Genomic DNA, 18,172 nt, shown 5'->3' with positions numbered 1-18,172 from the left:
CGAAAGCCGTTCTCTCGGGATCCATACTCGCTGAGAGAACGGTTGATGTGATGCCGGCGCGATGGCCTTAATCCTGGCGGCGTGTCACCAGACTGAGCAGGCGGCGATCGGTCTGAAGCATACCCAGGCCGGCTTTATCCGCGTTACGAACCTCTTCAAGCACGCTTTGCAACAGCACGCCGTCCTGCTGCTGCTCTTTCTCCAGCAGCGTCAGGAAGCGCCAGGTGGTGTCGTCGCGTTGCGCTTTAGCCTCTTCGGTCAATCCGGACAGCATGCTGCTACGCTGTTCATAATCGGCCAGGGTGGTGGTAAACAGATCTTCGAGGGAGTGACAGTTATAGCTGTAGCTGCCTTCATTTTTGACGATCGGCCAGTTTCCGCCGGTCTTCATAAAATCGAATACGCGCATCATCTGCGTCACGTGGGATTGTGCCCGGGAGCGCAAAAAGATGGCGGTGCCGTTCAGACGGTGCTGTTCGCACCATTCGCTGAGATGCAGATATAAATTTGAGGCATGAAACTCAAGGTTCATCTGATTATTGAGTTTTTGAGCCATTCCTGAAACGACCATAAAAAATATCCTTATTAAGCTGGAGGTATCATTCACGCGTCGGGAATCTTCGCCGGTGAACGATAAAATGCGAGACTCTTTACGCGTAACATTGTCGGCAAAATAATGAATTTGCACTTTCCCTATGTGTATCGGTAATTAATTAGCGCCTGCCGATATATATAGAATACCCTCAATAATAGACTAAGAAAACTCTCAAGTGCATCTGTTTACGTTTCGTTACAACATCCTTATAAAGCGTGTTGTTTTTGTCTTTTACTTGATTTAAATATCCATATCTTGATGATTTTATTGAATTTATTTTTATGGCTTTTTTTATGATATGGATGATGCCTACGACATATTAATTAAATATGAATTTAATCCTGAGGTCATAATTCGGTCATGTCGCATCAACCATTCGGTAAAAAAGAAATCACGAGAAATGATTGAGTGACGTCATTTTTACAGGACCAGATAAGCGGGATGATGAGGTGTATTCTGTTATTAACGGTAATAAAATTCTCCTGTGCGATATTTCATCTTGTGAGAAGTCGTATCGGTAAGGGAAACGGCTGAAAAAGGGGGCACAGCACTTTCGGGACATCTCCTGAGAGCAGGCGGCGGTAGCGACAAGGATAAGTCTGCTGATGATATGGATAATATTGCTATGTGCAGGGCTAATTGTCTGACAATTAGCTCTTTTTTTATGTCATTTTTCGCTAAATCTATGCACGCAATTACTGTAATTCCGCGATGTGATAATGCTCTCGTATGGAGAATTGATTTCCAGTTATTACTTAATGAACAACGGCAGTTCGGTGTGCAATTTTTCTAATGCCTTGTTTTACGTCCGATAAAAAAATTAAGTCCGATACTTCCCTACAGAAAAGCGAAATAAAGCTGGAGTTTACCATGCACAAATTTACTAAAGCGCTGGCGGCGATCGGTCTCGCTGCGGTTATGTCACAATCAGCTATGGCTGAAACGCTTAAACTCGGATTTCTGGTCAAACAACCGGAAGAACCCTGGTTTCAAACCGAGTGGAAATTTGCCGATAAGGCCGGCAAAGATTTGGGCTTTGAGGTAATTAAAATTGCGGTCCCGGATGGTGAGAAAACCCTGAATGCCATCGACAGCCTGGCGGCCAGCGGGGCAAAGGGCTTCGTTATTTGTACACCTGACCCGAAACTCGGGGCGGCGATTGTCGCTAAAGCGCGCGGATACGATATGAAAGTCATCACCGTCGATGACCAGTTCGTGAATGCGAAAGGTAAACCGATGGAGAGCGTACCGTTGGTGATGATGGCCGCCAGTGAAATTGGCGCCCGTCAGGGGCAGGAGCTGTACAAAGAGATGCAAAAACGCGGCTGGGATGTGAAGGATACCGGCGTGATGGCGATTACCGCTGATGAACTCGATACCGCCCGTCGTCGTACCACGGGTTCCATCGACGCGCTGAAAGCGGCCGGTTTCCCTGACCAACAGATCTACCGCGTGCCGACTAAATCCAACGATATCCCGGGCGCCTTCGACGCCGGTAACTCGATGCTGGTACAGCATCCTCAGGTGAAGCACTGGCTGATCGTGGGGATGAATGACAACACCGTACTGGGCGGCGTGCGCGCCACCGAAGGTCAGGGCTTTAAAGCCGGGGATGTGATTGGCATTGGCATTAATGGTGTGGATGCGGTTAACGAACTCTCCAAAGCGCAGGCGACCGGTTTCTACGGTTCTCTGCTGCCTAGCCCGGATATCCACGGATATAAAACCAGCGAGATGCTCTACAACTGGGTCACAAAAGACGCAGAACCGCCGAAATTCACTGCGGTCACCGATGTGGTGCTGATCACGCGCGACAACTTCAAAGAAGAGCTGGCGAAAAAAGGGCTGTAAGGCCTGGTTGACCCTGCCTCCCGCAGCCTGCGGGAGGCTGAGCATAGAAGAGCGGAGTTGTTATGCAACAGTCTACCCCTTATCTCTCATTTCGCGGCATTACCATGACCTTTCCCGGCGTTAAGGCGCTCTCCGATATTAGCTTTGACTGCTATAGCGGACAGATCCACGCCCTGATGGGGGAAAATGGAGCCGGAAAATCGACGCTGCTGAAAATTCTCAGCGGCAACTATATTCCTACCGCCGGCGACCTGCAGATAGACGGCCAACCGCGCGTATTCAGCAACACTACCGAAGCGCTGAACGCCGGAGTGGCAATCATTTATCAGGAGCTGCACCTGATTCCGGAAATGACCGTCGCGGAGAATATCTACCTCGGCCAAATCCCGCATAAGTACGGCTTAGTGAACCGCTCGCTGCTCAACTACGAAGCGCGGCTGCAGCTGGAACATCTGGGGCTGGATATCGACCCGGAAACGCCGTTGAAATACCTCTCCATCGGCCAGTGGCAGATGGTTGAGATTGCCAAGGCGCTCACCCGTAACGCAAAGGTTATCGCATTTGATGAACCGACCAGCTCTCTTTCGGCGCGCGAGATCGACCATCTGTTTCGCGTCATCCGCGAATTGCGTGAGGAAGGGCGCGTGATTATTTATGTTTCGCACCGCATGGAGGAGATTTTTGCGCTCAGCGATGCGATCACCGTGTTTAAAGATGGCCGCTACGTACGCACCTTCGATGATATGCAGACCGTGAGTCATGACGCGCTGGTGCAGGCGATGGTCGGGCGCGAGCTGGGCGATGTTTACGGCTGGAAACCGCGTGAGTATGGCAAAGAGCGTCTGCGCCTGGAGCAGGTCAAAGCGCCCGGCGTCCGCAGGCCGGTAGATCTGTCGGTGCGCAGCGGGGAAATCGTCGGCCTGTTTGGGCTGGTCGGGGCCGGGCGCAGCGAGCTGATGAAAGGGTTGTTTGGCGGAACCCGTATCACCGGCGGTCAGGTGTATATCGACGGGCAGGCGATCGATATTCGCAAACCGGCACAGGCTATCGAGGCCGGAATGATGCTGTGCCCGGAAGACCGCAAAGCGGAGGGCATTATTCCGGTCCATTCCGTACGCGACAATATCAATATCAGCGCGCGTCGCCGGCATATTCACGCGGGCTGCATCATTAACAACGGCTGGGAAGCGCACAACGCCGATCGGCATATTAAGTCGCTTAATATCAAAACCCCGGGCCCCGAACAGCTGATTATGAATCTCTCCGGCGGCAACCAGCAGAAGGCGATTCTGGGACGCTGGCTGTCGGAAGAGATGAAAGTGATCCTGCTGGATGAGCCGACCCGCGGCATTGATGTGGGCGCTAAGCATGAAATTTATAACGTTATCTATGCCCTGGCGGCCTCCGGTGTCGCCGTCGTTTTCGCCTCCAGCGATTTGCCCGAAGTGCTCGGCGTGGCCGATCGTATCGTGGTGATGCGCGAAGGTGAGGTGGCGGGCGAACTGCTGCATGATGATGCCAATGAACAGCAGGCGTTAAGCCTTGCGATGCCAAAAGTGAGCCAGGCGGTCGCCTGAGTAAGGAGTCAATAATGTCCTCTGTTACTACCCCTAATGCCCGCCAGAGTTCGTTTAGCTTTGCCCGAATCTGGGATCAGTTTGGCATGCTGGTTGTTTTTGCCGTGTTGTTTATCGGCTGCGTGATTTTTGTACCCAATTTTGCCTCGTTTATCAATATGAAAGGGCTGGGGCTGGCGATTTCAATGTCCGGTATGGTGGCCTGCGGCATGCTGTTTTGCCTGGCGTCCGGGGATTTTGATCTGTCGGTGGCATCGGTCATCGCCTGCGCTGGCGTAACGACGGCAGTGGTGATTAATCTGACGGAAAGCATGTGGATAGGGATTGCCGCCGGTCTGCTGCTGGGGGCAGTCAGCGGGCTGGTTAACGGCTTCGTGATTGCCCGGCTGAAAATTAACGCCCTGATCACGACGCTGGCCACAATGCAGATTGTGCGCGGCCTGGCTTATATTATCTCCGACGGAAAGGCGGTCGGCATTGAAGATGAGCGCTTCTTTACCTTAGGCTATGCCAACTGGTTTGGCCTGCCGGCCCCGATCTGGCTGACCGTCGCCTGCCTGATTGTTTTTGGTTTACTGCTCAACAAAACCACCTTTGGCCGCAATACGCTGGCTATCGGTGGCAATGAAGAGGCGGCCCGTCTGGCGGGGGTGCCGGTGGTGCGGACCAAAATTATTATCTTCGTGATCTCAGGCGTGGTTTCTGCGGCCGCGGGGATTATCCTCGCCTCGCGCATGACCAGCGGCCAGCCGATGACCTCGATTGGCTATGAGCTGATCGTTATCTCAGCTTGCGTGCTGGGTGGCGTGTCGCTGAAAGGCGGGATCGGTAAGATCTCTTATGTGGTTGCCGGGATCCTGATCCTCGGCACCGTAGAGAACGCCATGAACCTGCTCAATATCTCGCCGTTCTCTCAGTACGTGGTGCGCGGGGTGATTCTGCTGGCGGCGGTTATCTTCGACCGTTATAAACAAAAAGCAAAACGAGCTGCTTAATAATCCCCCAACCTTTTAGTCTAATCCCTGATTATCGCCAGCGCCCGCTACGCTGGCGATAGCTATCAAAAATGGCGATCCCGGTCACACTGTCTATACTTACATGGCTAACAATCCGTTAACAACCAGCGTTGTGCTGGCCATGAAAGGAGGAGAACAGGGTGGCTGACAAGATATCTGTACCGCCTGTGCCAACCGAACATCATGCATTTTTCTTTGACCTCGACGGCACGCTTGCCGATATCAAACCTCATCCCGATCAGGTTGTTATCCCCACACAGGCGCTTCAGGCGCTGCGGCAGCTTGCGCAGCAGCACGGTGGGGCGGTGGCATTGATTTCAGGGCGCTCAATGGTTGAGCTTGATGCGCTTACCCATCCATACCGGCTGCCGCTGGCCGGTGTTCACGGGGCAGAACGCCGCGATATCAATGGTAAAACGCACATCGTCACGCTTCCTGATGCGCTGCTCCGGGAACTGGATGAGCAGCTGCGGGCGGCGCTGGAGACGATGCCGGGATGTGAGCTGGAACACAAAGGCATGGCGTTTGCGCTGCATTATCGCCAGGCGCCGACGTACCAGAGCGCGGCGCTATCGCTGGCGCAGGGGATTGTCAAACGTTACCCCATCCTCGCATTGCAGTTGGGTAAGTGCGTGGTGGAGATTAAGCCGCGTGGGGTCAATAAAGGGGAAGCGATTGCGACGTTTATGCAGGAGGCGCCGTTTCAGGGGCGTAAACCGGTATTCGTTGGCGACGATTTGACGGACGAAGCCGGGTTCAACGTCGTGAATCAGCTCGGCGGCATGTCGGTAAAAGTTGGCAAGGGCGACACCCAGGCGCAGTGGCGTCTGCCGGATGTCGCGGCCGTTCAGCATTGGTTAATCAGCATCGCAAATAATAAGCAACAACCTGATGCGCAAAATGACAGGAGGGAGGGTTATGGGGCGCTTAGTCGTAATATCTAATCGTATTGCGCCACCGGATGATAAAAAGGCCAGCGCGGGTGGCCTGGCCGTGGGCATTTTGGGCGCGCTGAAGGCCGCCGGTGGATTATGGTTTGGCTGGAGCGGAGAGATTGGCGATGACCAGAAACCGCTAAACACGGTGACGCGAGGCAATATCACCTGGGCCTCGTTTACGCTCAATGAACGGGATCATGACGAATACTACAACCAGTTTTCCAACGCCGTGCTGTGGCCGGCATTTCACTATCGCCTGGATCTGGTGGACTTCCAACGTCCGTCATGGGACGGCTATCTGCGGGTTAACGCCAACCTGGCGAAGAAGCTTCTCCCGCTGATTGAGCCCGATGATATTTTGTGGATTCATGATTATCATCTGCTGCCTTTTGCCAGCGAGCTGCGCAAGCTCGGGGTCAATAACCGTATCGGTTTCTTTTTGCACATTCCGTTCCCGACGCCAGAGATTTTTAACGCGCTGCCTCCGCATGCCGAGCTTCTTGAGCAGCTCTGTGACTACGATCTGCTTGGCTTCCAGACCGATAACGACAGAGTGGCGTTTCTTGATAGCGTCTCGCTGCAGACCCGGGTGGTGACGCGAGATGGCCGACGCCATGAGGCATGGGGCAAACATTTCCGCACCGAGGTTTACCCGATAGGCATCGATCCTGACGAGATTGCGCGCAGTGCGAAGGGGCCGCTGCCGCCCAAACTGGCACAGCTGAAAAGCGAGCTTAAGGGGGTAAAAAATATCTTCTCCGTTGAGCGACTGGATTACTCTAAAGGCCTGCCGGAGCGCTTTCTCGCCTATGAAGCCCTGCTGGAGAAATACCCGCAGCACCATGGCAAGATTCGCTATACGCAGATTGCGCCAACCTCCCGTGGCGAAGTACAGGCCTATCAGGATATTCGCCATCAGCTGGAGACCGCCAGCGGCAGAATCAATGGCCAGTACGGACAGCTGGGCTGGACGCCGCTGTACTACCTGAATCAACATTTTGAACGCAAACTGTTGATGAAGATCTTCCGCTATTCCGATGTCGGGTTAGTGACGCCTCTACGCGACGGGATGAATCTGGTGGCGAAAGAGTTTATTGCTGCCCAGGATCCGCAGAACCCGGGCGTGCTGGTCCTGTCGCAGTTTGCCGGGGCGGCGAATGAGCTAACCAGTGCGCTGATCGTCAATCCCTACGATCGCGACGAGGTGGCCGCGGCACTGGATCGTGGTCTGACGATGCCGCTGGCGGAACGCATTGCGCGTCATGCGGAGATGCTGGCGGTCATCAAGGATAACGATATCCATCATTGGCAGGAGCGGTTCATCAGCGATTTGCAGCAGATCGAACCGCGCAGTGAGGAGAGCCGATTGCAACGCAAAGTCTCAACTTTCCCCAAACTGGCGTAGCGCGGTAAGCGGGAAAAAGGCTGACGCCTTTGGCGTCAGCCTTTTTCCAGAGAGACCAGTAAAACGTCCACGCCGCTGCTGCCGACGATGCTTTTCGCCGAGCAGGTGGCGCGCGAAAACAGGCTGTGGTTGTGATTGCCACATATCACCAGGTCCACGTGATGCTGCTGGCAAAAATCTTTGATGTGGTGGCTGAGTTCGCCGCTGGCAATCGTCACGTTGTCGATAGGGTAATTGGCTTCTTTCGCCAGTCCGGAGAGAAAATCTCGCGTTTCTTCATGCATCAAGTCCCGCAGGTTTTCCAGCATCGGCGCAGCAAACTGGTTATATAACTCCGGATCGGTGGCCAGCGTGATCAGGCTGACTTTGGCATCCAGCGGACGTGCGATAGAGACCGCTTTATTGATAAGCACGCGGCTTTCCGGCGTTGGGGCGACGGCAACGAGCAGATGAGAATAGGACATCAGGCCTCCTTCAGATACGCGAAATAACCCTTCATACTTTCTTTACTCTCATTTTTTATCTCCCGCAATCCCTGTTCATCACACATTAAGCGACTGATTTCTGGTGGAGATAAATCACGTTTTCATCGACCAAGTTTTAGTTTTGGACATACGTTTTGTTATAAAGGAAATGCTGTTTTATAAATAGGTGATGCGTGTTCGTCGACTCTTTGTATGTTTGCCATGGACGGGGGCGAGCTGGCAAAAACGAAAAGGTAACCCTGTTCTCATACTTCTACTGTAGCCATGTATCCACTCCCTTTTGGCTAAGCCAGAAAGCTTGTCGGAGTTCACTAAAAAAAAGACACAGGATTTACGGCGATGAAAACACGTAAAATCGGTTTAGTTAATTATCTGGCCTATGGCTCGGGCGACTTCCTCGGCGCCGGGACCACCGCGCTGACCGCGGCCTGGCTCCTCTACTTCTACACCACCTTCTGCGGCCTTTCCCCCATTGAAGCAACATTGATTTTTGCCACGGCGAGAGTGCTGGATGCGGTGATCAGCCCGCTGATGGGCTTTCTGACCGATAACTTTGGGACCACGTGGCTCGGCAAACGCTTTGGCCGACGTAAGTTCTTTATTCTGCTCGGCATCCCCTGCGTGTTCAGCTACTCCATCATGTGGGTTGGCGATATGGGATTCTGGTATTACCTGCTCACCTATCTGCTGTTCGATATCGTCTACACCATGATTCTGGTGCCGTATGAAACGCTGGTACCGGAAATGACGGATGATTTTAAACAAAAAACCAAATTCTCCGGCGCGCGTATTTCGATGGCGCAGATGTCGGCCATTCTGGCGTCATTCCTGCCGGGCATTCTGCTGACCCAGTTTGGTAAGGACAATGCGGTTTCCTTTTTCTACGCAAGTCTCGTCTTCTCCGTGCTGTGCGCGCTGATGCTGACCTTCGTCTGGTTCTTTACCTGGGAACGTCCGCGGGAAGAGTGGTCCGAAGCCGCGCTGCGGGCGGAAGAAGAGAAGCGCAATTTGTCTTTGGCTCAGAGCCTCAATCGCCTGTTTATTGAGCTGAGTTCGACGCTGCGGATTAAGATTTTCCGCCAGCACCTGGGGATGTACCTTGGCGGCTATATCGCTCAGGACGTCTTTAATGCCGTGTTTACCTACTACGTGGTGTTTGTGCTGATGCAGGAGGCCTCAATGGCGTCCAACCTGCTGGGCACCATGGCTATCTTCCAGTTTATTGCCGTCATCGCCATGATTCCGCTCTGTATTCGCTTCGGGCCCGCCCCTTCGTATCGTATGGTGGTCGTGCTGTTTGGCCTGAGCTCGCTGTCCTACGCGATTCTCTATTACGCCGGACTGAGCGATGTCTACTCGCTGCTGCTGTTGATCTCTGCCGTCGCGGGACTTGGGCGTGGCGGAATCAACTATGTGCCATGGAATACCTACACCTATATCGCGGATGTGGATGAGGTCATCACCGGGCAGCGTCGCGAAGGGATTTTTGCCGGCATTATGACGCTGACGCGCAAAGCCTCTCAGGCCGGCGCGGTGATGCTGGTGGGTATCATTATGCAGCTCTCGGGATTTGTTTCCGGGCAGAAGACCCAGCCCTATGAAGTGAGCCATACCATCCTGTTGATCCTGAGCGTCGGCACGCTGGCGGTGCTGGCCTGCGGTTTCCTCGTCTCCCTGCGCTTCAGGCTCAATCTTGCCACGCATAGCGTGCTGCGGGCGGAGACGCTCAAAATGCGTCGCTCGGGCCGCGCACAGCCAGAGCTGGCGACAGCGGAAGATCGCGCGGTGGTTGAGATGCTGGCCGGCATGCCGTTCGACGCGCTGTGGGGAAATAACAATATTGGTTATCTGAACCGCAATAAACCTGCCGCGCCATCGCTGAAGCAGGGTGCTGAAATGAAATCGACATACAACAGAGGGTAAAGAGATGAAGGTGTGGCCTGTCAAACATAGCCCGTTACTGCGTCAGCCGGCGCATTTTATTAGCCGCCATGAACTGCAGTCGCTGATCCAAAAAGTGACCCATAATCTGGTCAATATTCGCGATGAAGCGGGGACGTTTCTGCTGCGGCTGGACGACGGGCGGGTCATTGATACCAAAGGGTGGGCCGGTTGGGAGTGGACGCATGGCGTAGGTTTGTACGGTATTCATCAGTACTACCAGCAGACCGGGGACACGGCGATGCGCGATATTATCGACAGCTGGTTTGCCGATCGCTTCGCCGAAGGAGCGACCACGAAGAACGTTAATACCATGGCCCCATTCCTGACCCTGGCCTGGCGCTACGAAGAGACCGGGAGACCGGAGTATCTGCCCTGGCTCGATAGCTGGGCGGAGTGGGCGATGCATGAGATGCCGCGCACGGAGCATGGGGGAATGCAGCACATCACGCTGGCGGAAGAGAACCATCAGCAGATGTGGGACGATACGCTGATGATGACCGTACTGCCGCTGGCTAAAATCGGTAAATTGCTCAATCGTCCGCAGTATGTGGAAGAGGCGGTGTATCAGTTTTTACTTCACGTTCAGAACCTGATGGACCGGGAAACCGGGCTGTGGTTTCACGGCTGGAGCTATGACGGTCAGCATAACTTCGCCCGCGCTCGCTGGGCGCGGGGTAACAGCTGGCTGACGATGGTGATCCCCGATTTCCTTGAACTGGTTGATTTACCTGAGCACAGCGCCGTCAGACGCTATTTGATCCAGGTGCTGAATGCGCAAATTGCCGCGCTGGCAAAATGTCAGGATGACAGCGGCCTGTGGCATACGCTGCTGGACGATCCGCACTCGTACCTGGAAGCATCGGCCACCGCCGGATTTGCCTATGGCATTCTGAAAGCGGTGCGTAAGCGCTATGTCGCGGCGGAGTACGCCGAGGTGGCGGAGAAGGCGATTCGCGGGGTGGTGAAAAATATCTCCCCGGAAGGGGAGCTGTTACAGACCTCGTTTGGGACCGGGATGGGCGGCAATCTCGACTTTTACCGCGAGATCCCGCTGACTTCGATGCCGTATGGTCAGGCAATGGCGATATTGTGTCTGACGGAGTATTTGCGCAAATACTTCTAAGGCAGGATTTGATCGCCCTGACAGACGCTGACAAGCACCGCGCCATCAGGCATTTCCCCGGCAGCGCGCGGCTAGCCGGGGCGACAAAATCCCCCGCCGACTTACATCCGCTCGACGGTTTCAATACCCAGCGTATCCAGACCCTGTTTCAGGGTTCTGGCCGTCAGCTGCGCCAGCTTCAGACGGCTGTTGCGTGCGGCTTCGCTCTCGGCGGTGATAATCGGGCAATGCTCGTAGAAACCGGAGAACAGGCCCGCCAGATCGTAGAGATAGGCGCACATGACGTGCGGCGTGCCTTCGCGGGCCACAACGGTCAGCGTCTCTTCGAACTGCAGCAGGCGCGCGGCCAGCTGCGCTTCGCGCGCTTCGGTAATGATCACCGGTGCCGCAGCCAGCGCCTGCTCGTCAACTTCCGCTTTACGGAAGACGGAGAGCACGCGGGTATAGGCATACTGCATATACGGCGCGGTGTTGCCTTCGAAGGCCAGCATGTTATCCCAGTCAAATACGTAATCGGTGGTCCGGTTTTTGGACAGGTCGGCATATTTCACTGCGCCAATACCGACCGCATTGGCCAGCTGTTCCAGCTCATCGGCAGGCATGTCCGGATTTTTCTCGGCCACCAGGCGGCGCGCGCGTTCCAGCGCTTCATCCAGCAGATCCGCCAGCTTCACGGTACCGCCGGCGCGAGTTTTGAACGGCTTCCCGTCTTTGCCCAGCATCATGCCGAACATGTGATGTTCCAGCGGCACGGATTCCGGTACATAGCCCGCTTTACGCACGATCGTCCACGCCTGCATCAGGTGCTGGTGCTGACGGGAATCGATGTAGTAGAGCACCCGGTCGGCGTGCAGCGTTTCATAACGATACTTCGCACAGGCGATATCGGTAGTGGTGTAGAGGTAGCCGCCATCCTTTTTCTGGATGATGACGCCCATCGGTTCGCCTTCCTTGTTTTTGTACTCATCAAGGAACACCACGGTCGCGCCTTCGCTCTCGACGGCCAGACCTTTGGCTTTCAGATCGGCAACAATGCCCGGCAGCATCGGGTTGTAGAGACTTTCACCCATGACGTCATCGCGGGTCAGGGTGACGTTCAGACGATCGTAGGTAATCTGGTTTTGGGTCATGGTGATGTCAACCAGCTTGCGCCACATCTCCAGGAAGTAAGCATCGCCACCCTGGAGTTTTACTACGTAGTTACGGGCGCGTTCGGCAAAGACTTCATCTTCGTCATAATGCTTTTTCGCATCGCGGTAGAAGCCTTCGAGGTCGGACAGCGCCATTTCACCGGCGTTTTCCTGCTGCTGTTTTTCCAGCCAGGCGATCAGCATGCCGAACTGAGTGCCCCAGTCGCCGACGTGGTTCGCACGGATCACCTTATGACCGAGGAATTCAAGCGTACGGACGGCAGCGTCACCGATGATGGTGGAACGCAGATGGCCGACGTGCATCTCTTTGGCGACGTTCGGGGCGGAGTAGTCAACGACGATAGTTTGCGCCTGCGGCCGGGCGACGCCCAGACGCTCAGACGCCAGCGCGCTGTTCACATTTTCCGCTAAAAAGGCCGGATCGAGGAAAATATTGATAAAGCCGGGCCCGGCGATTTCAACCTTGTTAGCAATCCCGTTAAGGTCGAGATGAGACAGTACCTGCTCTGCGAGTTGTCGCGGCGCCATACCCAGTTTTTTCGCTACTGCCATCACGCCGTTGGCCTGATAGTCGCCGAACTGGATTTTTGCTGACTGGCGGACCTGAGGTTCGCAATCGGCAGGCGCACCTGCCGCGATCAGGGCCTGGCTGACTTTTTCTGAGAGAAGAGCCTGAATATTCACCGGAATACCTTACGTTTAAGGCGCTATAACCCCTGTGGGGCAGCGCCGGAATGTGGACAAATTAGGGCAGGAGTATACTGCATTTGCGCCCATGCGTCAGCACCGTGCGCGCGTTGCCGGGCAGCACGCTTAATGAATAGCCACTCGGCGAACCCCACAGAAGATTCCCGGTTGGTCGCCGCCGGGAAACACGCTAAATTACCCCCCTTTGACGTGCATTGAGGTGCAGTATGGCAAACTGGCAGCAAATTGATGAGCTTAACGATATTTCCGCGGATCTGCCGCGTTTCACCGACGCGCTAAGCGGGCTGGCCGACCGACTTGGGTTGGATATCGCGCCGCTGGATGCCGACCATATTTCCCTGCGCTGCCACCAAAACGCCACGGCAGAGCGCTGGCGTCGCGGTTTTGAACAATGCGGCACGCTGCTGTCGGAAAACACGATCAACGGTCGACCTATCTGCCTGTTCAAACTGGATGAGCCGGTTTCGGTGGCCCACTGGCGTTTCAGCGTGGTTGAGCTGCCGTGGCCGGGCGAGAAACGCTATCCGCATGAAGGATGGGAGCACGTTGAGATTGTGCTGCCGGGCGAGCCGGATGCGCTCAATGCTCGCGCGCTGGCGCTGCTGTCTGATGAGGGATTGAGTCAGCCGGGGATTTTTGTCAAAACCAGCTCGCCGAAAGGAGAGCGCGAACGGCTGCCAAACCCGACCCTGGCGGTGACGGATGGCCGCGTCACGATTAAATTTCACCCGTGGTCAATTGAGCAAATTGTCGCCAGCGAACAATCTGATGCGTAACAGTGTGAAGCGACGCGGTTTTTGAACGGATAAATCATGACATGCTGTGTTGCCCGCAGCGTAAAGGAGAAGGAAATGACGCTACTGGAAGTCTGCTGTTATAGCATGGCCTGTGCGCAAGAGGCGCAGCGCTGTGGAGCCGATCGCATTGAGCTCTGCGCCGCGCCGCATGAAGGGGGATTAACCCCGTCGCTGGGCGTGCTGAAAACAGTACGCGAAACGGTGACCATTCCGGTGCATCCGATTATTCGCCCGCGCGGCGGTGATTTTTGCTACACCGAAAGCGAGTTTGCGGCGATGCTCGACGATGTGGCGACGGTCAGGGAGCTGGGTTTTCCCGGCGTGGTCATCGGGGTGTTAGATGTGGATGGTCGGGTCGATACCGCGCGCATGCAAAAAATTATGGCGGCGGCCGGTTCGCTGGCGGTCACGTTCCACCGGGCTTTTGATATGTGTGCGGATCCGTATCAGGCTTATCGCACGCTGGCCGATTCCGGCGTTGCCCGTATCCTGACATCGGGTCAGCAGGCCAGCGCTGAAAAAGGTCTTTCATTAATTACGGAACTTATTGCCCTGGGGGATACTCCAACCATTATGGCTGGTGCAGGTGTTCGAGCGGCCAACCTGGCGAAGTTTCTTCAGGCAGGTGTCAAAGAGGTCCACAGCTCGGCCGGACACTGGGTGCCATCGCCAATGCGCTTCCGTCATTCCGGATTATCGATGTCCGCCGATGCCGACGCAGATGAATATTCGCGCTATGCCGTAAATGGCGTAGCGGTGGCAGAAATGAAGCAAATCATTTCTGCGCAGAGAAGTTAAACCGTTTTTTGCTGCACATCATGTCGCCCAATATGATGATTGCCCGTACCAGGCCCCTGCAATTTCAACAGGGGTCTTTTTTTCACCTTTATTTGCCCCCGACTGACTTTTTCGCCAGCGATTGCTGGGTCTCAGGTTTGTTGGCAATAATCACCGCGCGCACCGGCGCCGGGTAACCTTCAAGCGTTTTACTGTTGTCTTCGGGGTCGAGGAAGTCAGCCAGCGACTCCGTAATCATCCATTCGGTACGGCGCTGCTCTTCGGTGGTGGTGGCGCAGACATCGACAATCCGCACATTGACAAATCCGCACTTCTCCAGCCACATTTTCAACGCCGCGGCCGACGGAATAAAGTAGACGTTGCGCATCTGCGCATAGCGGTCGCCTGGTACCAGAACGCTATTTTCATCCCCTTCGACCACCAGCGTCTCCAGCACCAGTTCGCCACCGTCGACCAGCTGATCTTTGAGCTGCCATAAATGGTCGAGCGGCGAGCGGCGATGGTACAGCACGCCCATCGAAAAGACGGTATCGAAGGCGTTGAGCGCCGGAAGCTGCTCAATGCCCAGCGGCAACAGGTGGGCGCGCTGATCGTTACCCAGCAGCTTACGCACCGCTTCAAACTGGCATAAAAACAGCTGCGTCGGGTCAATCCCGACCGCCAGATGCGCGCCGGCGCCGATCATGCGCCACATGTGGTAGCCGCTGCCGCAGCCAACGTCGAGAATCGTGCGCCCGGTCAGATCGGACAGATGCGGCAGCACGCGCTCCCATTTCCAGTCAGAACGCCATTCGGTATCGATATTCACGCCGTAAAGCGAGTAGGGCCCTTTGCGCCAGGGCATCAGGTTTTTCAGCAGGTTCTCTACGCGCAGCCGATGGCCTTCGCTTAGCGGCGCTTCGCTTTCGGCGGTGACGCTATGCAGCAGGTCCAGACGATACGGGGCCAGCTCCGGCAGAAACTCTACGGCCCGTTCCCACTCGCGGAATTTGCCGTGCAGAGCTTCCCGTTGCCACGCCGCGACCTGGGCAGGGAGCGTCTCCAGCCAGTGAGATAGCGGGCTGAGAGCGATGCGTTGATAAAAATGATTGAAATCGATCATGCTTTTTCCTCTGATTTCACCGCCACCAGTGAACCAAAGTTAAAGCACTGGAACCACAATTCGGCATGTTCAAACCCGGCTTTATGCAGGCGGGCTTTGTGCGTTTCGACCGAATCGGTCAACATGACGTTTTCCAGCATGCTGCGCTTCTGGCTGATTTCCAGTTCGCTGTAGCCGTTGGCACGCTTAAAGTCGTGATGCATGTTGAACAGCAGTTCGCCAACATGCGCATCTTCGAAACTGAATTTTTCGGACAGCACCAGCGCGCCCCCGGGATTCAGCCCCTGGTAAACCTTATCCAGAATAGCCTGGCGTTCATCGGGGGCCAGAAACTGAATGGTAAAGTTCAGTACCACCATGGAGGCGTTGTCGATGGTGATATCACGAATATCGCCTTCCACAACCTCGACGGGCGTCGGCGCTTTATAGGCATCGATGTGGCGACGGCAGCGTTCGACCATTGCCGAAGAGTTATCCACCGCCACAATTTTGCAGCCAGGGTGGGCAATGTTACGCCGGATAGAGAGCGTTGCCGCTCCAAGCGAGCAGCCGAGGTCATAAACCTGGGTATCGGGCTGAACGAAGCGTTCAGCCAGCATGCCGATCATAGAAATGATATTGGAATAGCCGGGCACGGAGCGCTGGATCATATCCGGGAAGACTTCAGCAACCCGTTCATCAAAGGTCCAGTCGCCGAGGCTGGCAATCGGCGCGGAAAAAAGCGTATCGCGGTGAGACATAACGTTAAACCCGAAAAAACGAAAACGGCGTATTGTGCGCTAATGTAAGGAGAAAACCAACTCCCAGGGCATATACCACAGATTCGCGAGCACCATCAGCAACAGGGCGCACCAGGTGGCGCTCATTCCGGAGCGACGCCAGCTGAAGAGCCGGTGGTGAAAACCGTAAGAGTGCATCAGTCGTCCGGCAATCAGCAAAATACCGCAGACGTGCACCATCCAGTTCTGCGCGCCATTCATCTCCATAAACAGCAGCAGGATGATGCCAATGGGGACATACTCAACGGCGTTGCCGTGCACGCGGATAGCAACCTGCAGCTCGCTAAACCCTCCGTCACCATACCCGACGTGGTATTGCGTGCGCAGACGTACAACATCAAAAGAAAACTTAATTAGCAATAACGCACCCAACACCGCGTACAGCGCGCTGACCATACAAAAAACTCCCTTTCACTCTTTCAGATGGCTCCGATTAGCATAGCAGGATATCAGAAAAGCGCGGTTTGCTGCGGAATTGACGGTGCGGTCCCGACCTCTGGCATCACCCGGCGCAAATCTTCCCAAAGCGTGCTGACCAGCTCCGGGGCCTGCGCGATGTCCGGGGTGTGGAGAAATAAATAGGGCGTTGTCGACTGGCTCCATTGGGGTAAGGTCTGCAGCCAGACGCCAAACAGCCGGTGATTGTGGGCCATGTCGTCGCTGCCGATAAAGCGAACCAGCGGATTCCCCGCCGTGACCACGGCATGAACCGGAAGTTTGGGTTTTTTACGCTGGGCGTCGATCATGGCCGGATTTCGCGCGATGGCGCTATGCACCGGGCGGCTGTCGAGGATGGCGCGATTCACGTGACGTTGATGCAGCCCGCGATTGAGCGCCTTTTCGGCGTCCCCTTTGGCGAAAAACTCTGGATGCCGTACTTCGACGCCATAGGTGAATTGGGTCGGCAGCGTATCGAGAAAGTGCCACAGGGCAGGGAGGTCTCCGGGGCCAAAGGTGGCGGGCAGCTGCAGCCAGTACTGGCCAATACGCGTTTCCAGCGGCGCCAGACGAGTAAAAAACTCGTGGCTCAGGTCGTCGCAATGGCGCAGAGCGGCCTGATGCGAAATGGTGGCCGGAAATTTAAAGCAGAAGCGAAAATTATCGTGAGTTTGCTCATACCAGCGGGCGACAATCTCCGCCTTCGGCAGGGCGTAAAGGGTCGTATTACCCTCCACGCAGTTAAAGTGGCGAGCATAGTCTGCAAGGCTGGTGATGCCCAGACGCACCCACTTCGGGTGCGACCATTGCGGGAGCCCGATATAAATCATAAGGCGGCGAGGACGTCCTCGGTGCTGCGCACGCGGGCGATGCGCGGGAAAATATGCGTCATGCTGCCCTGGTGCTGCTCGGCAGAGGCGGCGCTGCAGGCGTCTTCGACGATAACCAGGTTGAAGCCCAGCTCCCAGGCATTACGCGCGGTGGATTCAACGCCGATGTTGGTGGAGATGCCGCAGAGAATAAGGGTATCAACACCGCGACGACGTAGCTGCAGCTCGAGGTCGGTACCATAGAAGGCGCCCCACTGGCGTTTGGTGACTTCAATATCGCCGTCCTGTTTGCCCAGCGCCTGCGGGTAGGTCCACCAGTTATCCGGCAGCGCGTGCCCGCCGGCCTGCGCGTCAACCGGTTGCTTTAGCGCTTCGGCAAAATCAGCGGACCAGCCAACGCGGACCATGATGACCGGCGAGCCTTGCTGACGGCACTTTTCAGCCAGACGGGCCGCGCGCGTTACCACGTCATCGGCACGATGCGGCCCACCGGCGAAGGGCAAAATACCCTCTTGCAGATCGATGACAACGAGCGCAGTTTTTTTCGCATTGAGTTCTAACATGGTATCCCCGTATCTTCTTCTGTGGTTTGACCGTTACAATACCGTTGCCGATCCGGCTCATGGGTAACAATT

Annotated in this window: 17 protein-coding genes; 9 read left to right on the top strand and 8 right to left on the bottom strand. The window is 55.4% G+C overall.

Annotation, left to right across the window (positions count from 1 at the left end):
• Nucleotides 1-67: 67 nt before the first annotated feature.
• Nucleotides 68-571 carry a non-heme ferritin-like protein gene (locus ROR01S_RS01155; protein WP_004864107.1) on the bottom strand — a complete coding sequence of 168 codons (504 nt, stop codon included), beginning with the start codon at nucleotides 569-571 and terminating at the stop codon, nucleotides 68-70.
• Nucleotides 572-1,465: 894 nt separating this feature from the next.
• On the opposite strand from ROR01S_RS01155, the gene ROR01S_RS01150 reads away from it, so the two are divergent.
• From ROR01S_RS01150 to otsA, 5 genes are all read left to right on the top strand, one after another.
• Nucleotides 1,466-2,446: an arabinose ABC transporter substrate-binding protein gene (locus tag ROR01S_RS01150; RefSeq protein WP_004864103.1), complete on the top strand. Its 981-nt coding sequence runs from the start codon at nucleotides 1,466-1,468 to the stop codon at nucleotides 2,444-2,446.
• A 62-nt stretch (nucleotides 2,447-2,508) separates the two neighbouring features.
• Nucleotides 2,509-4,023: an L-arabinose ABC transporter ATP-binding protein AraG gene (gene araG / locus ROR01S_RS01145; protein ID WP_004864098.1), complete on the top strand. Its 1,515-nt coding sequence runs from the start codon at nucleotides 2,509-2,511 to the stop codon at nucleotides 4,021-4,023.
• Nucleotides 4,024-4,037: 14 nt separating this feature from the next.
• The gene (araH, locus tag ROR01S_RS01140; RefSeq protein WP_032724644.1) at nucleotides 4,038-5,018 is read left to right on the top strand and encodes an L-arabinose ABC transporter permease AraH; all 981 of its coding nucleotides are present in this window, start codon (nucleotides 4,038-4,040) and stop codon (nucleotides 5,016-5,018) included.
• Nucleotides 5,019-5,179: 161 nt separating this feature from the next.
• Entirely contained in the window at nucleotides 5,180-5,983 is an 804-nt protein-coding gene (gene otsB / locus ROR01S_RS01135) for a trehalose-phosphatase (protein ID WP_015583997.1), read from the top strand.
• Nucleotides 5,958-7,382, top strand: coding sequence for an alpha,alpha-trehalose-phosphate synthase (otsA, locus tag ROR01S_RS01130; protein ID WP_004864090.1), 1,425 nt, complete (start codon nucleotides 5,958-5,960; stop codon nucleotides 7,380-7,382). Before otsB ends, otsA begins: the two co-directional genes overlap by 26 nt.
• Nucleotides 7,383-7,417: 35 nt before the next feature.
• On the opposite strand, the gene uspC is transcribed toward otsA, so the two are convergent.
• On the bottom strand, nucleotides 7,418-7,846 hold the full coding sequence (uspC, locus tag ROR01S_RS01125) for a universal stress protein UspC (protein WP_004864087.1): 429 nt from the start codon (nucleotides 7,844-7,846) through the stop codon (nucleotides 7,418-7,420).
• A 360-nt stretch (nucleotides 7,847-8,206) separates the two neighbouring features.
• Here uspC and ROR01S_RS01120 point away from each other — a divergent pair, with 360 nt between their 5' ends.
• Both ROR01S_RS01120 and bglB read left to right on the top strand, forming a co-directional pair.
• Nucleotides 8,207-9,790 carry an MFS transporter gene (locus tag ROR01S_RS01120; protein WP_032717089.1) on the top strand — a complete coding sequence of 528 codons (1,584 nt, stop codon included), beginning with the start codon at nucleotides 8,207-8,209 and terminating at the stop codon, nucleotides 9,788-9,790.
• 4 nt (nucleotides 9,791-9,794) lie between these two features.
• Nucleotides 9,795-10,934, top strand: coding sequence for a beta-galactosidase BglB (gene bglB, locus ROR01S_RS01115; protein WP_015583999.1), 1,140 nt, complete (start codon nucleotides 9,795-9,797; stop codon nucleotides 10,932-10,934).
• A gap of 101 nt (nucleotides 10,935-11,035) precedes the next feature.
• On the opposite strand, the gene argS is transcribed toward bglB, so the two are convergent.
• Nucleotides 11,036-12,769, bottom strand: coding sequence for an arginine--tRNA ligase (gene argS / locus ROR01S_RS01110; RefSeq protein ID WP_004864079.1), 1,734 nt, complete (start codon nucleotides 12,767-12,769; stop codon nucleotides 11,036-11,038).
• A 230-nt stretch (nucleotides 12,770-12,999) separates the two neighbouring features.
• Between argS and ROR01S_RS01105 the strand changes: the two genes are divergently transcribed.
• Entirely contained in the window at nucleotides 13,000-13,569 is a 570-nt protein-coding gene (locus tag ROR01S_RS01105) for a VOC family protein (protein ID WP_032717090.1), read from the top strand.
• A 75-nt stretch (nucleotides 13,570-13,644) separates the two neighbouring features.
• The gene (gene cutC / locus ROR01S_RS01100; RefSeq protein ID WP_054828782.1) at nucleotides 13,645-14,388 is read left to right on the top strand and encodes a copper homeostasis protein CutC; all 744 of its coding nucleotides are present in this window, start codon (nucleotides 13,645-13,647) and stop codon (nucleotides 14,386-14,388) included.
• Nucleotides 14,389-14,476: 88 nt separating this feature from the next.
• Here cutC and cmoB read toward each other — a convergent pair whose 3' ends face one another.
• From cmoB to ROR01S_RS01075, 5 genes are read right to left on the bottom strand one after another with little or no spacing between them, the layout of a single operon-like run.
• Nucleotides 14,477-15,490, bottom strand: a complete 1,014-nt coding sequence (gene cmoB / locus ROR01S_RS01095; protein ID WP_064359001.1) for a tRNA 5-methoxyuridine(34)/uridine 5-oxyacetic acid(34) synthase CmoB — start codon at nucleotides 15,488-15,490, stop codon at nucleotides 14,477-14,479.
• Nucleotides 15,487-16,230, bottom strand: coding sequence for a carboxy-S-adenosyl-L-methionine synthase CmoA (gene cmoA / locus ROR01S_RS01090; RefSeq protein WP_004864067.1), 744 nt, complete (start codon nucleotides 16,228-16,230; stop codon nucleotides 15,487-15,489). Before cmoA ends, cmoB begins: the two co-directional genes overlap by 4 nt.
• Nucleotides 16,231-16,269: 39 nt before the next feature.
• Entirely contained in the window at nucleotides 16,270-16,665 is a 396-nt protein-coding gene (locus ROR01S_RS01085; RefSeq protein ID WP_004864064.1) for an MAPEG family protein, read from the bottom strand.
• A gap of 53 nt (nucleotides 16,666-16,718) precedes the next feature.
• Nucleotides 16,719-17,537 carry a DUF72 domain-containing protein gene (locus ROR01S_RS01080; RefSeq protein WP_004864059.1) on the bottom strand — a complete coding sequence of 273 codons (819 nt, stop codon included), beginning with the start codon at nucleotides 17,535-17,537 and terminating at the stop codon, nucleotides 16,719-16,721.
• Entirely contained in the window at nucleotides 17,534-18,100 is a 567-nt protein-coding gene (locus ROR01S_RS01075; RefSeq protein ID WP_004864056.1) for a hydrolase, read from the bottom strand. Before ROR01S_RS01075 ends, ROR01S_RS01080 begins: the two co-directional genes overlap by 4 nt.
• Between the last annotated feature and the right edge of the window lie 72 nt (nucleotides 18,101-18,172).

Source organism: Klebsiella ornithinolytica NBRC 105727 = ATCC 31898, assembly GCF_001598295.1.
Lineage (GTDB): Bacteria > Pseudomonadota > Gammaproteobacteria > Enterobacterales > Enterobacteriaceae > Klebsiella > Klebsiella ornithinolytica.
Note: the sequence above shows the minus strand (reverse complement) of the source record. Positions and strands in the feature narration are given on the sequence as shown.

Excerpts from the sequence above, each read along its gene's own strand:
- ROR01S_RS01080 (WP_004864059.1), bottom strand. The coding sequence starts at position 17,537 with ATGATTTATATCGGGCTCCCGCAATGGTCGCACCCGAAGTGGGTGCGT.
- cmoB (WP_064359001.1), bottom strand. The coding sequence starts at position 15,490 with ATGATCGATTTCAATCATTTTTATCAACGCATCGCTCTCAGCCCGCTA.
- cutC (WP_054828782.1), top strand. The coding sequence starts at position 13,645 with ATGACGCTACTGGAAGTCTGCTGTTATAGCATGGCCTGTGCGCAAGAG.
- araG (WP_004864098.1), top strand. The coding sequence starts at position 2,509 with ATGCAACAGTCTACCCCTTATCTCTCATTTCGCGGCATTACCATGACC.
- ROR01S_RS01085 (WP_004864064.1), bottom strand. The coding sequence starts at position 16,665 with ATGGTCAGCGCGCTGTACGCGGTGTTGGGTGCGTTATTGCTAATTAAG.
- cmoA (WP_004864067.1), bottom strand. The coding sequence starts at position 16,230 with ATGTCTCACCGCGATACGCTTTTTTCCGCGCCGATTGCCAGCCTCGGC.
- ROR01S_RS01155 (WP_004864107.1), bottom strand. The coding sequence starts at position 571 with ATGGTCGTTTCAGGAATGGCTCAAAAACTCAATAATCAGATGAACCTT.
- ROR01S_RS01075 (WP_004864056.1), bottom strand. The coding sequence starts at position 18,100 with ATGTTAGAACTCAATGCGAAAAAAACTGCGCTCGTTGTCATCGATCTG.
- otsA (WP_004864090.1), top strand. The coding sequence starts at position 5,958 with ATGGGGCGCTTAGTCGTAATATCTAATCGTATTGCGCCACCGGATGAT.
- ROR01S_RS01105 (WP_032717090.1), top strand. The coding sequence starts at position 13,000 with ATGGCAAACTGGCAGCAAATTGATGAGCTTAACGATATTTCCGCGGAT.
- bglB (WP_015583999.1), top strand. The coding sequence starts at position 9,795 with ATGAAGGTGTGGCCTGTCAAACATAGCCCGTTACTGCGTCAGCCGGCG.
- ROR01S_RS01120 (WP_032717089.1), top strand. The coding sequence starts at position 8,207 with ATGAAAACACGTAAAATCGGTTTAGTTAATTATCTGGCCTATGGCTCG.
- araH (WP_032724644.1), top strand. The coding sequence starts at position 4,038 with ATGTCCTCTGTTACTACCCCTAATGCCCGCCAGAGTTCGTTTAGCTTT.
- uspC (WP_004864087.1), bottom strand. The coding sequence starts at position 7,846 with ATGTCCTATTCTCATCTGCTCGTTGCCGTCGCCCCAACGCCGGAAAGC.
- ROR01S_RS01150 (WP_004864103.1), top strand. The coding sequence starts at position 1,466 with ATGCACAAATTTACTAAAGCGCTGGCGGCGATCGGTCTCGCTGCGGTT.